The organism is Pseudoalteromonas sp. Angola-7 (genome assembly GCF_028599255.1).
In the GTDB taxonomy this organism is placed as follows: Bacteria; Pseudomonadota; Gammaproteobacteria; order Enterobacterales; family Alteromonadaceae; genus Pseudoalteromonas; species Pseudoalteromonas atlantica.
The window spans coordinates 120,035-133,643 of record NZ_JAQREL010000001.1 but is presented as its reverse complement, the minus strand read 5'-3'; the positions used below and the strand labels follow the sequence as shown (position 1 = coordinate 133,643).

The 13,609-nt window shown below is 41.5% G+C and carries 13 protein-coding genes; 3 read left to right on the top strand and 10 right to left on the bottom strand.

Going from position 1 to position 13,609, the window contains the following annotated elements; all coding sequences use genetic code 11:
* Positions 1–177: 177 nt before the first annotated feature.
* From PSH50_RS00660 to PSH50_RS00650, 3 genes are all read right to left on the bottom strand, one after another.
* Positions 178–747 carry an outer membrane beta-barrel protein gene (locus PSH50_RS00660; RefSeq protein ID WP_024033565.1) on the bottom strand — a complete coding sequence of 190 codons (570 nt, stop codon included), beginning with the start codon at positions 745–747 and terminating at the stop codon, positions 178–180.
* Between the two features lie 240 nt (positions 748–987).
* The gene (locus tag PSH50_RS00655) at positions 988–1,452 is read right to left on the bottom strand and encodes an acyl-CoA thioesterase (protein WP_004586653.1); all 465 of its coding nucleotides are present in this window, start codon (positions 1,450–1,452) and stop codon (positions 988–990) included.
* Positions 1,453–1,585: 133 nt separating this feature from the next.
* Positions 1,586–3,232, bottom strand: coding sequence for an electron transfer flavoprotein-ubiquinone oxidoreductase (locus PSH50_RS00650; protein WP_273609217.1), 1,647 nt, complete (start codon positions 3,230–3,232; stop codon positions 1,586–1,588).
* A gap of 206 nt (positions 3,233–3,438) precedes the next feature.
* On the opposite strand from PSH50_RS00650, the gene PSH50_RS00645 reads away from it, so the two are divergent.
* Complete coding sequence (locus PSH50_RS00645; RefSeq protein ID WP_054982548.1) at positions 3,439–4,188, top strand: electron transfer flavoprotein subunit beta/FixA family protein; 750 nt, start codon at positions 3,439–3,441, stop codon at positions 4,186–4,188.
* Positions 4,189–5,115: an electron transfer flavoprotein subunit alpha/FixB family protein gene (locus PSH50_RS00640; protein ID WP_273609216.1), complete on the top strand. Its 927-nt coding sequence runs from the start codon at positions 4,189–4,191 to the stop codon at positions 5,113–5,115.
* Between the two features lie 50 nt (positions 5,116–5,165).
* Here the strand turns inward: PSH50_RS00640 and PSH50_RS00635 are convergent, their stop codons facing one another.
* The gene (locus PSH50_RS00635) at positions 5,166–6,098 is read right to left on the bottom strand and encodes a PstS family phosphate ABC transporter substrate-binding protein (protein WP_273609215.1); all 933 of its coding nucleotides are present in this window, start codon (positions 6,096–6,098) and stop codon (positions 5,166–5,168) included.
* A 152-nt stretch (positions 6,099–6,250) separates the two neighbouring features.
* Positions 6,251–7,648 carry an asparagine--tRNA ligase gene (gene asnS, locus PSH50_RS00630; protein WP_024033570.1) on the bottom strand — a complete coding sequence of 466 codons (1,398 nt, stop codon included), beginning with the start codon at positions 7,646–7,648 and terminating at the stop codon, positions 6,251–6,253.
* A gap of 447 nt (positions 7,649–8,095) precedes the next feature.
* Between asnS and PSH50_RS00625 the strand changes: the two genes are divergently transcribed.
* Positions 8,096–8,530 (top strand): ATP-binding protein, encoded by a 435-nt coding sequence (locus PSH50_RS00625; protein ID WP_004586647.1) that lies wholly within the window; start codon positions 8,096–8,098, stop codon positions 8,528–8,530.
* A gap of 18 nt (positions 8,531–8,548) precedes the next feature.
* Here the strand turns inward: PSH50_RS00625 and PSH50_RS00620 are convergent, their stop codons facing one another.
* From PSH50_RS00620 to PSH50_RS00600, 5 genes are read right to left on the bottom strand one after another with little or no spacing between them, the layout of a single operon-like run.
* Positions 8,549–9,187 (bottom strand): Vat family streptogramin A O-acetyltransferase, encoded by a 639-nt coding sequence (locus PSH50_RS00620; RefSeq protein ID WP_126007130.1) that lies wholly within the window; start codon positions 9,185–9,187, stop codon positions 8,549–8,551.
* An 18-nt stretch (positions 9,188–9,205) separates the two neighbouring features.
* Positions 9,206–10,219, bottom strand: a complete 1,014-nt coding sequence (locus tag PSH50_RS00615) for an ABC transporter ATP-binding protein (protein ID WP_004586644.1) — start codon at positions 10,217–10,219, stop codon at positions 9,206–9,208.
* 14 nt (positions 10,220–10,233) lie between these two features.
* Positions 10,234–11,733, bottom strand: coding sequence for an iron ABC transporter permease (locus tag PSH50_RS00610; protein ID WP_126007128.1), 1,500 nt, complete (start codon positions 11,731–11,733; stop codon positions 10,234–10,236).
* A complete protein-coding gene (locus PSH50_RS00605) occupies positions 11,734–12,774 on the bottom strand; it encodes an extracellular solute-binding protein (protein WP_004586642.1) in 1,041 nt (346 codons plus the stop codon).
* Positions 12,775–13,587, bottom strand: coding sequence for a hypothetical protein (locus tag PSH50_RS00600; RefSeq protein WP_004586641.1), 813 nt, complete (start codon positions 13,585–13,587; stop codon positions 12,775–12,777).
* Positions 13,588–13,609: the final 22 nt, after the last annotated feature.

Genomic DNA, 13,609 nt, shown 5'->3' with positions numbered 1-13,609 from the left:
GGTTTAAAATGTAGTAATTAGTGTTTATACCAATCTGCTTAATTAAGTGGAGTTATTTTGAGACTGGAGCGACACGTTTAGCCCCGCAAAATGATTAGCTATTATTACGGATGGGTATTATTTATAAACAACAAAAAGGTGAGCACATGGCTCACCTTTAAGTGTTTTAAATGCTAATTAAAACATGTATTGAATTGATACTGATGCAACATCCATTTCTGGGTCAATTTCATCATCTAGTTCGTAGCGTTCGTACTCTAAGCGCATTTGAACATTGCTAGAAAATGCGTATTGAATACCTGCGCCGTAAAACACGTCGCCGCCGTCTTGTGATGCTGAAATGCTACCAACAGGAAGCTCTTGCTCTACATCTGCATCCCATTCAAACCAACCACCTTTAGCATATACTGAAAAGCTTTCAGAAAGCGGAGCCGCTAAAATAGCTGCTAATGACACACCATCAACTTCTGCTTTGCTGTCGATGTCGCTCACTTCATCAAAGTTTTGATAAGCTAACTCAACGCTAAAGTGTTCGTTAAATTGTGTACCAATGTAACCTTTTAGCATTTGTGCATCGTCATCAAATTCAGTGTCGTTTTCGCTGTCTTCAAATTCAAATGAGTATTGGCCATAACCAACACCTGTATAAATGCGAGGAGAATCAAAATCCGTAATGTCAGCGTGTGCTGCAGAGTTAAAACCCAGTGTTGCTAAAGCAATTGCAGAAAGAGAAAGTGTTTTAATCATTGTATAGCTCCTTTAAAAAAATAATAAATGTTTGATTTAACTTATCAAACGACAATTAGTTATTTGCAGTGAGCATGCCAACAATAGGCTGTGGTTACAAAATAGCCGCAAAAACGACTTATACGGCATTTTTACGGCTATTTTGTATTTTTTATAGGCAGGGTGAACTTTTTTAGTTTTTTGTTTTCTAAGTAAAGGTTGTACCTTTTACATGGTCTATGTGAATTTTACATTGTACTTTTATACTTTATGAAGCAAATTTTCTGTCTCAATTGCAATTTGTTTCATTTTAATAGCGTAGTTTTCCAATTTAATATCTTCTTCTGTTTGTGCTTTAAAAGCAGGAACCTCTACCGGGTAACCTGTTTCGTCCATTGCTACAAAGCTAATAACACAGTGGTTTGTTTCTACCATGTTTTGAGTTTTAGGATCGCCACACCGTACCTGAATAAATATTTGCATACTTGTTGACCCTGTATGCGCAATTTTTGCTTCAACTTCGACAATTTGGCCAACCAAAATAGGGCGTCTAAATTTAACCCCAGCAACAGAAACAGTAACACAATAATGGCCGCTCCAACCTGCAGCGCAGGCATAACCCGCTTGGTCAATCCATTTCATGACCACACCACCATGAACCTTCCCACCAAAATTTACATCGGTAGGCTCTGCTAAAAAACGAAATACAACATTTGACGACGGCATATTAAATACTCACTTTATGAAACTTACCTATGAGCATACCGTAAAAAAGGGGCCGAAGCCCCTGCAATTTAGGATAGGTTTATAATTTATATGTAAAAGATAGGTTTTTAATGCACCTTTGTGCATAAAATAGTTACATATTAGGGTAGTTTGGCCCGCCAGCACCTTCGGGTGTTACCCAAGTAATGTTTTGGCTTGGGTCTTTTATGTCGCAAGTTTTACAATGCACACAGTTTTGAGCATTGATCACAAACTGATCTTCACCTTCAATTTGTTGCACTTCGTATACCCCTGCAGGGCAATAGCGCTGTGCGGGCTCGTCAAACTTTACTAAATTAACCGCAATAGGAATGGCGGGATCTTTAAGCTTTAAATGGCAAGGCTGCGACTCTTCATGGTTAGTATTAGATAAAAACACGCTAGAGAGTTTATCAAAGCTAAGTAGGCCATCAGGCTTAGGGTAGTCAATGTGAGGGCTGTTAGCTGCATCCTTTAGCGTGTCGTAATCGGGCGTGTTGTCTTTAAAGGTAAAGGGCAGTGCACCGCTGAAGATGTTTTGATCAAGGGTATTATACGCACCCCCAGCAAACTTACCTAAGGTATGCATAGCGGGGCCAAAATTACGCGATTGGTAAAGCTCTTTATAAGCCCAAGAATTTTCAAACGCGTTTTTATAATCAGCTAAATCAGTATTAGCTTGGCCACTTTGGAGCGCTTTAAAAATAACTTCTGCCGCCACCATGCCAGATTTCATTGCGGTATGGTTACCTTTAATTTTGGCAAAATTGAGCGTACCGGCATCGCAACCTATTAATAAGCCACCAGCAAAATGCATTTTAGGCAACGAGTGAAGGCCGCCTTTTGCAATTGCACGGGCACCATAGGCAATGCGTTCACCCCCTTCAAGGGTTTGCTTAAAAACAGGGTGGTGTTTCATTCGCTGAAACTCATCAAACGGGCTTAAATGCGGGTTAGAATAATTTAAATCAACAATTAACCCTACAACCACTTGATTGTTATCGCAGTGATACATAAAAGAGCCGCCATTGGTATCGCCACTTAGCGGCCATCCCGTACCATGCACAACTTTACCTTGCTGGTGTTTACTGGCATCTATTTGCCAAATTTCTTTAAAGCCTAAGCCATAGTGCTGTGGTGACACATCTTTATCAAGCGCAAACTCGTTGATAAGTTGCTTACCTAAATGGCCGCGACACCCCTCAGCAAATACAGTGTATTTAGCGCGAAGTTCCATACCTGGCATATAACCATCTTTTTCATTGCCGTCTTTATCAACGCCCATATCGCCCGTAATAATGCCTTTAACGGTGTCTTGCTCAATAATTAAAGAGTGAGCGCAAAAGCCTGGGAATATTTCTACGCCTAAATTTTCAGCTTGCTCGGCAAGCCATCGGCACACATTGCCCATAGAAACAATGTAATTACCTTCATTATGAAATGTTTTAGGGGTCGCAAAGCGAGGGAGAGTTGTGGCTTTTTCGCTGTTATTAAACCAATAAATTTCATCCTGTGTTACTTGTGTAGTGACGGGAGCGCCTAGCTCTTGCCAGTTAGGCAAAAGCTCATCTAAGGCTTTGGTTTCAAATACCGCGCCTGAAAGAATATGCGCGCCTACCTCGGAGCCTTTTTCTACCACACAGATAGTTTGTTCTTGTTGTTTTTCTTGCGCTAGCTGTGCGAGTTTAATTGCACTGGCAAGGCCCGCTGGGCCGGCACCTACAATAACTACATCAAATTCCATGGTTTCACGTTCGACCATAATAACCTCTTAATCAATGACGGGCTTAGCTAAATTAGATAAGCAATGCAGCCTTTTTAATACTTGCACATTAAATGTTACAGGCTGTGAATACTTTAAGGTTATTTTAGGTTGACGTTTACGTCAACAGGAAGTAGTCTGAATTCATAAAATAAATAGGTTGACGTACACGTTAGCTTGTAGGTTTAAATATAGATGGAGTTCCTATGAAAGTTCTCGTTCCAATAAAAAGAGTGATCGATTACAACGTTAAAGCACGCGTAAAGGCTGATAACAGCGACGTTGACTTAGCAAATGTAAAAATGGCAATGAACCCATTTTGTGAAATTGCGATAGAGGAGGCCATTCGATTAAAAGAAGCGGGCACAGCAACAGAGGTTATAGCGGTAACAATTGGTGCAAAAGCAGCGCAAGAGCAGCTACGCACCGCACTTGCATTAGGTGCAGATAAAGCCATTCACATCGAAACCGATGAAAAACTAGAATCGCTGCACATTGCTAAATTATTAGCAAAATTAGTTGAGCAAGAAGCCCCAGAACTGGTTATTTTAGGCAAGCAATCTATTGACTCAGACAACAACCAAACTGGCCAAATGCTGGCGGCTTTAACTAAGCGCGGCCAAGGTACGTTTGCCTCTAAGGTGGATATAAACGGTAACACAGTGAATGTAACCCGTGAGGTAGATGGTGGCTTACAAACTGTTGCACTTAAACTGCCCGCTATTGTAACTACCGATTTACGCTTAAACGAGCCTCGCTATGCATCGCTGCCAAATATAATGAAAGCAAAGCGTAAACCACTCGATGTTATAGCAGCAGATTCGTTAGGTGTTGATTTAACACCCCGCGTACAGTTAATGAAAGTAGAAGAGCCGGCTAAGCGCAGTGGCGGTATTATTGTTGAAGATGTAGCGCAGCTGGTAGAGAAACTTAAAACAGAGGCAAAGGTGATTTAAATGAAAACACTTGTAATTGCAGAGCACGATAACGGTGCACTAAAACCAGAAACCTCAAAAACAATCAATGCGGCAAGTAAATTAGGCTTTGATATAGATGTACTTATTGCGGGCTTAAATATAGGTGCAATGAGCGAACAGGTTGCCGGTATTGAAGGTGTAACAACTGTACTCACTGCCGATAATGCACTTTATCAACATCAGTTAGCTGAAAATATGGCCGAGCTTGTTTTAGCTATTGCCGATAATTATACGCATATTGTTGCCAGTGCAACCACCACAGGTAAAAACTTTATGCCTCGCGTTGCAGCGCTTTTAGATGTTGCGCAAGTGTCAGAAATAATAGAAGTAATAGATAGCGATACATTTAAACGCCCCATTTACGCCGGTAATGCAATTGCCACGCTTAAATCGCTTGATAGTAAAAAAGTGATCACCGTACGAGCGAGTAGTTTTGACTTACAAAACCAACAATCACCTGCCAGCATAAATGCATTAGATACGCTAAGTGATACTCAATTAAGTGACTTTGTAAGTATTGAACAAACCGAGTCAGAGCGTCCTGAGCTAACTGCAGCAGAGGTAGTTATATCGGGTGGTCGTGGCATGCAAAATGGTGAAAACTTTGCTTTATTAAACGGTATTGCTGACAAGTTAGGCGCTGCAATTGGTGCGTCTCGTGCTGCCGTTGATGCAGGCTTTGTACCGAACGATATGCAAGTAGGGCAAACGGGTAAAATCGTGGCGCCTAATCTGTATATTGCCGTGGGCATAAGTGGTGCTATTCAACATTTAGCAGGTATGAAAGACTCAAAAGTTATTGTAGCGATTAATAAAGACCCAGACGCACCTATATTTCAGGTGGCAGATTACGGCCTGGTTGCTGATTTATTTGAGGTATTACCGCAGCTTGAAAACGCACTATAAACATATTCTGGTTGTAAAGCCGCGGTGAACTTAGGTTCCTGCGGCTTTTTTTATTCAGCCTCAACCAAAGAATAATGATGCGCTGACAAAGTATCTAAAACACGCTTATCTTTTAATAAATTGAGCAGCAGCTCTGTTTGTTCTACAGAGCGGCTCGATTGGCTATTTACCAATAAAATTAGTGGGCGAACAAACGTATATTCACCATTTTTAATAGTTTCATCTGAAACGTTAACGCCATTGATACCGAGTAAATTTATTTTATTTATTTTTTTAGAGCCCTGCAGCTGCGAGACTGCACCGTAAGAGTCAAAAGCAATGGCATTGGGCATGCGTTGTACTATGCCAAGGGCTTGGTTAAATTCGTCATACATTTGCACTTCCATTTTAGGAAATAACCCTCGGTTACCAGCCTGCTTTAGTTTAATTGTATTACCATTTGGAACCCGCATAAAAGATAGGTTTAAAAACTCTAATAAAATATCAAATGTGCCATGGTTATAGGCCTTACTAAACAGAAGAATTTTATTATCTCTTTGTGTCTCTGGTTTATAATCTGGGTTAATTTCTTGCCACGTCTTATATTTGCCCGAATAAATGTCGCTGAGTTGCTCTACGCTTAGCGAATCAATGTTATTTTTTTTATTAGTAAAAAATACCAGCGCATCTTGCGCAATAACAATTTGACGTACATGAGGGTATTGCTCTTGCTCTGCATTGGTTAAATAGCGTGATGCTGTACCAATATCAATAATGTTTTGTGCTATGGCTTTAATGCCTTTAGTACTGCCCATAGAGCGGATTTGCATGGCTGTATTAGTTTGCTCTTCATAGTTGGGCTTTAATAAATGCAATAGGTGCGAGACCGAAGAAGAGCCGCCAATAAGTAAAGGCTTGTGATCGGGGGCAATATCAGAAACTGATGTTGCAATGTTAGAGGAAGAAAGCAGTACGGTGGCTGCCAAAATAAGGTTTTTTATCATGCTATTAGCCAAATAACGAATACGTTATAAAACTATAGTTCAAAATTTATAAATCTCTAATTTATAAACAGTATTTTACAAAGCCATAATTAAAAAACAACAGGCATTAAAAAGCCAGCAAAAAAGCTGGCTTTTAAAATCAATTAATTTGATTAGTAGGTTGCGCTGCCTTTAGTACGAGGGAAGGCAATCACATCACGTACGTTGCCCATACCTGTAACATAAGCAACTAGGCGTTCAAAACCTAAACCAAAGCCAGAGTGTGGCACGCTACCGTATTTACGTAAATCGCGGTACCAGCTGTAATCTTCTTTGTTTAAGCCCATTTCATCTAAACGCGCATCAAGCACATCAAGGCGCTCTTCACGTTGTGAACCACCAATAATTTCACCAATGCCTGGTGCTACAACGTCCATAGCGGCAACGGTTTTACCGTCTTCGTTTTGGCGCATGTAAAACGCTTTAATATCGCGCGGGTAGTTTTTAATAACAACCGGTGCTTTAAAGTGCTCTTCAGCTAAGTAGCGCTCGTGCTCAGATTGTAAATCTACACCCCATTCAACGGCGTACTCAAACTTTTTACCACATGATTTAAGTATTTCTACGGCGTCAGTGTAATCAACTTGGGCAAAGTCTTTTTCTACAAACTCTTCTAAACGGCTAATCGCTGTTTTTTCGATACGTTGTGCAAAAAATTCCATATCGTCACGGCGCTCTTCAAGTACCGCTTTAAATACGTACTTAAGCATGTTTTCAGCAAGTTTTGCAATATCTTCTAAATCAGCAAATGCTACTTCAGGTTCAACCATCCAAAACTCAGCCAAGTGACGAGACGTGTTTGAGTTTTCTGCACGGAATGTTGGGCCAAAGGTGTAAATTTTTGACATAGCCGATGCGTATGTTTCACCATTTAACTGGCCAGATACCGTTAAAAAGGCTTCTTTACCAAAAAAGTCTTCGCTGTAATCAACGTCGCCTTTATCAGTGCGTGGCAAGTTTTGCATATCAAGTGTTGATACGCGGAACATTTCACCTGCGCCTTCACAGTCACTGGCTGTGATGATTGGGGTGCTGATCCAGTAAAAGCCTTGCTCGTGGTAAAAACGGTGAATTGCTTGTGCTAAACAGTTACGCACACGTGTTACTGCACCTATCATGTTTGTACGTGGGCGAAGGTGAGCGTGCTCACGTAAATACTCAATGCTGTGGCGCTTAGCGGCCATAGGGTATGAATCTGGGTTTTCTACCCAACCTAAAACTGTGACAGAATTAGCTTGAATTTCAAATGACTGACCTTTACCTGCAGATTGCACTAACACACCAGTAACCGACACAGAACAACCGGCTGTTAAGCTAGTAACTTCATCATAATTATTTAGTGAATTAGGAACTACCGCTTGAATAGGATCAAAACACGAACCGTCATGAACGGCTAAAAATGATATTCCTGCTTTTGAATCGCGGCGTGTACGGATCCAGCCTTTTACTGTTACTTGGCTGTCTACCGCAACATTGCCTTTTAATAGCTCTGAAATCGCTAAATGGCTCATCTTCACTCCAATGATATAAGTTGCCTAACTGTATAATATTAACTACTCAACGCAGCGGTTAAATTTAGTGCGTTGAACTTGAACCGTGTATCTTACCTAGTTAAATAAAATAAAAAAACTATTGTGAGCAACTCTTTAAAAGTTTTTATGCAAGTGGGTTACTTTTAAAGCGTTTTTTGCTTTAAATTACCACTATTGTTATTTGGTGCTCTGAAATTTAGTGATTTTGTGGCATTATTACTGCGTGTTGACTCTACGGATTGAAATTAGCCAACCTTAAGGCTATTCAATCACCGAGCAAAATTTGTAAGCTAGTGGGCGCGCTAACTGCTTCAGCGTTATTCTAATGGCTTACAATGATGAAATAATAAGTAACAATTAAGCCGGTAAATCAGCACATCATAATTTTAACTATTTAATATTTACCATTACCCAGAAATGGATGCTATGAAACAAGTTTTTATTTTAAGAGGGCTACCAGGAAGTGGTAAGTCTTACTATGCACAAACCCTAGCCGATGAGCTTGGTGGAGTAGATACAAGCCAGTATTTAATATGTTCAACCGATGACTACTTTGTCAATGAGCAAGGCGAGTATCACTTTGATAAATTTAAACTACCGCAATATCATAATTTAAATTTAGCGCGCTTTATAAATGCTTTAGCGCAAAATATTCCGCTTGTAATTGTTGATAACACCAATATAAAAAAATGGGAGTTTATTGCGTACTCTCAAGCAGCACATGCACTTGGTTATCAAGTTAAAGAAGTTATTGTTGGTGAAGTAAAAGACAAGTCTATGCAGCATTTATACGCTAAGCGCAACACGCATAACGTGCCTTTAAAAACCATTAGTAAAATGGCGTACATGTTTGAGTGGTAGGTGAGTATTACTTATGGGTTATTTAAGCTTTATTAAAGCGCTTAAATCACATTGAGTAATGGCATCTAGATGAGCAGTGATTTTTTCATTGCTCCAATCCCACCAAGCTATATCTAATAACGTACTTATTGTGTTGCTATCAAACCTAGGCTTAATTACTTTTGCCGGATTACCACCTACCACGCTATAAGGGGGGACATCGCAGGTAACCACCGATTTACTTGCAATGATAGAGCCACTGCCAATATTAACCCCTGGCATTATGGTTGCGTCATAACCAATCCATACATCGTGACCGATAACCGTATTGCCTTTAAAGGGTAACTCGCCAGCCTGCGGGGCCGATTTTTCCCAGCCGTTGCCAAATATAAAAAATGGATAGGTAGAAAACCCCGCGGTTTGATGATTAGCGCCGTTCATTATAAAGGTCACGTTTTTAGCTATGGCGCAAAACTTCCCAATAATGAGACGATCTTTAATAAAATCGAAATGGTAAAGGACATTTTTTTCGAAGTTTTCAGGGCCGTCAGGATCGTCGTAATAGGTATAATCACCCACCACTATATTAGGCGAGGTAATAAAGTTTTTTAAAAAGCCAACCTGAGGAAAGCCCTCAACAGGGGCAGGGTTATTTGGATTAGGGCCCTGTTTAGACATAGCTACCTCATAGTTTAATTATTGTTTTTTATACACAGCCAGCGGGTGAGTAGTAACAATAGATACATGAACGCTGTCACCCGGATTAACCACAACCTCGTGGCTTACACGGCTAGTAACGAGCGTATTACAGCTTAATTTAACCGCACATAAACGGCTGCCACCTTCAAAGCGTACCCAAACAACTTCACCGTTAGGTTGATTTAAGTTTTGAATAAGCTGTACATCGTCAGGGCGAAGCAATACATCTACATCGCCACTGTCGCAGTCTATACCTTGACCTGGTGCTACGCCAATACTGGTGGTTGCTTGGCCATTTTCAAACTGCCCAGCAATAAAGCTTGCCTCACCTAAAAAGCGTGCTACAAAGCGGTTGTTTGGCATGCTAAAGCATTGTTCAGGGCTGTCGAGTTGTTGTATTTTACCGTTTTGTAATACACCTACACGGTCACCTACAGAAAGCGCTTCTTCTTGGTCGTGAGTAACCCACACGGCAGGCACTCCCGCTTCTTTTAGGGCGTTTCTTATATCCCAGCGCAGCATATCTTTTAATGCGGCATCAAGGTTAGAAAGGGGTTCATCAAGTAACACAAAATCTGGCTGGTGAGCAAGTGTACGGGCAAGTGCTACACGCTGTTTTTGACCACCAGAGAGGGTGGCTGGCTTTTTTGCTCTAAAATCATTTAGACCAAGTAGTTTAATCCAATGATCGGCAATGGCGGTGTCTTTTAATCTAAAACAAATGTTTTGCTCAACCGTTAAATGAGGAAACAATGCAAAATCTTGAAACACCATACCAACACTGCGTTTTTCAGGGGGGACATTACGTTTTGGCGTTGCGCGCCATTTGCCTACGTTTATTTCACCCTCACTAATGGGGATAAGCCCTGCAAGTGCTTGCAATATTGTACTTTTACCGCAGCCCGTAGGGCCTACTAGCATGAGAATTTCATTTTCACCTAACGATATATTTAAATCGCTTACTACACGGTTACTGCCGTAATCTATAGACAACTGGCTTACAGATAGCATTTGTTTTTAAATCCTCAATGTTCTAGTTGGTTACGTTTTTCGCCAGACATCATAATAGCTAAGCCACAGGCAGAAATCACCACTAACAATAATCCGGGAATGGCAGCACGGCCAAAGTAACCGGCTTCGTACACACGCCATAAATAGGTTGAAAGGGTTTCGAACCCGGTCGGGCCTAGCAATAGCGTTGCTTCAAGCTCGCGCATTGATTCTAAAAATACCAATGCAGCACCGGCAATAATACCACGCATTGTTAGCGGCAGGGTAATGCGAGTAAAGGCTTCACGCGGGCTTGCACCTAATACGCGCGCCGACTTTATTAAGCTTTGATCTAAATGCTCTGTACTGGTGCGAATAGAGCCAACGGCAAGCGGTAAAAATCGTAGCATGTAAGCAATAATCAGAAGCGCTAATGTTTGATATAAAAACGGGAGTTGCAAGCCGCCATATACCAGCGCGGTGCCCATCACAATGCCAGGAATACCAAAACCAAAATAGGTAACACGCTCCATTATTCTGCCGGCTTTTCCGCTTAATGCGGCATGAGCAACAGGAATAGCCACAATAACCGCCACTATGGCAGCAATGGCTGAGGCGTACGCTGAGTTCCACGCTATGCTAAAGTCAAAGTTGCTGTAACCATCACGTGCTAGCCAAACAAAAAATATCGCCAGCGGTAAACCAATAGCTAACAATAAAATAGGGCCAAAGGCAGCAATCATTGCGGTTATTTGCCATTTAGTGGGAAATAAAACCAGTGGGCGGCCGTGTCGTTCAGAGGCGGTTTTTATTTGGGATTCTATTAAAAGTAAAAAGCCAACAATAACCATTAATTGCAGCGACAACATTGCCGCGCGCCCTAATGCAAACGCATTGTATTCTACGTAAATTACCCGGGTAAAGGTATCTAGGCGCATCATTGCAGGTGTACCAAAGTCTGAAAGCGTATACAGCGCCACTAATAATGAGCCCGCTGCAATACCGTTAACTACACGGGGTAAAATTACTTTAAACACACTTTGTGTCATCGACATACCCAAGGTGCGCGCTGCATTTACCATGCTGGCATCTAAACTGAGCAAGGACGAGCGTGTGGTCATCATTACAAAAGGGAAGGTATACAAGGTCATTACAATGGCTGCACCGCTTAATCCGTACATGGGTGGGGTTTCAAAGCCAAGTAGGTTATTTATTTCACCCCCTGGGCCAAACGCAGCGTACAAAGTAAATGCGCCAATATAACTTGGAATAGCCAAGGGCGCGGCAAAAATCACCAGCCATATTTTTTTAAAAGGCAAATGCACATAAGCACTTATAAAAGCCAGTGGTACCCCAATCAAAATTGAGCCTAATACGGTTAAGCCCATTAGCGATAACGTATTGCCCAGTATTTTTAAATTATGACTGTCAAAAAGGGTACTGGTGTCGCTAGCAAGGGTAATTAAAATATAAACAGGGGTAATCGTAATGAGCGCTGCAAGCAGCGCCATTGGGTAAGAAGCAGGTATTCGCATTTATAAAACGCCGTTGTTGCGCATCAAGTTGATGGTGGGGCGTAAATCCGCAAGTTGAGTTAAATCAACCTTTGGTGGAGATATGTCACTCAGCGACGGTAAGCCTGCCGGTTGAGTAATGCCATTAACAAGCGGTATTTCATACGCTTCTCGGGCTAAATAACCTTGTACTTCTTCGCTTAATAAGTAACGCATAAAATTAGTAGCAAGCGGGTCATCATTTAGCGTTAAAATACCCGAGGCATTGACTAAACAACCTGCATCTTGCTCGGTAAAGGCTAAGTCTAATTTAGCATCTGGTTTACCCGATTTAAGACGCAGCGTGTAGTAGTGATTAGCAAAACCAATATCTACTTCACCACGTTCTACCGCCATTACAACACCGAGTTCACCGGCGTATGTTTTAGCACGCTTTTTAACTTTTTTAAGCCATTTAGCGGTTTTATCATCGCCTTCTAAAATACGCATAGCGGTAACAAACGATTGAAACGATGCATAAGCAGGCGCCCAACCAATTGATAAATCGCTATCTGCAATGTCCATTATGCTTGTTGGAATTTGATCTTTGGTTAAACGCGATGTGTTATACGGCAAGGTTCTGATCCGACCGGTAACCGGCGCCCATTGATCGTATCTAAATTGCGGTTGTAACTGAGCAGATAAATCACTCGGTAGGGGCTTTGCAAGGCCTGCATCGGTAACTAGGCCAATAGCGCCTGAGTCAACCGCCCAAAATAAATCGGCGCGGCGTACACCTGCCTTTGCCTCTGCCACAATAGTATTGGCAAGTGCAGCAGTCGGGCCGCGGCGAATAGCTAAGTTAAAGTCAGGATTTTTTTTCTGAATCGCTTGTAATACATTTTCATACAAACCACCTTCACCACGGCCTAGGTATAAGGTTAAATCACCTTTAAGCTTTGGTAAATTATCAACAGAAACTGGGTTTGCTATATCGGCAGCTAGTGCGCGAGAAAGGGGCAGTGGCAAAGCGCCAACAACCCCTAACGCAGCTAGGCCTTGTATAAAGGTCCTACGCTTCACTTAAAAAACATCCTTACGCGACTTCTCCGCTTTTTCTATTAGCGTTTTAGCGCGGTCTAATTTAGTGTGCATATCACTTACCACGTCACGTACTTCATCAACGCTTTTAGCGCTTTTAATTGTTTGCGGTAGTGTTACGTTAAAATCTTTTTCCAGCACTTCTACTAGTTTTGCATCTTGTTCGATAAGCGTACCTTCTACGCCTTCAAAAAGGTGTAAATACGTATCGTGAACAATTTCAGTGGCTTCTTCGTTTAAGCGCTCTGCAAATTTAGCAACAACACGGTCAAGCTTGTGCTTGATTTCGTCAATGGTGGCACTTTGGGTCATGCCTTCTGTAGCAGTGGCTTTAACTGTATCAAGTAAGCCTTTTTGCTGGAATTTTGCCGCAAGCTTAACAGCACCAAGACCTTGCCACAAGGCTATGTTCATGGCTTTTTGCTGATTGCGCACTTCTTGGGCAGGCTTGTTGTTATCAATAGCCATTTTTACACCATAAATACCTTGCCAAATAGAGGCATATACAGGCACAAAGTTAGTTTCAATGGCGCTGTGAAACTTAACCGACTCCCAATATTCAATTAAATCGTCGCTGTTTACAGCCTTAGCACCGCTTTTGCTGTAGTCAGTTACCATGGTGTCTACTTTACCAACCATCCATTCAACTTCTTCTGAATAGTCTTTAATGTTTTCTTGTAAATGGTTTACGTGCTCACCAATTGGGCCGTTAGCTAGCGCCGGTTGCGTTACAAAAGCAGAAGCTAACAATAAGCTTGCACCTAATGTTTTTACAGATTTAGAAAGGTGTTTCATAGTAAAGAGTCCGAAAAGGTAA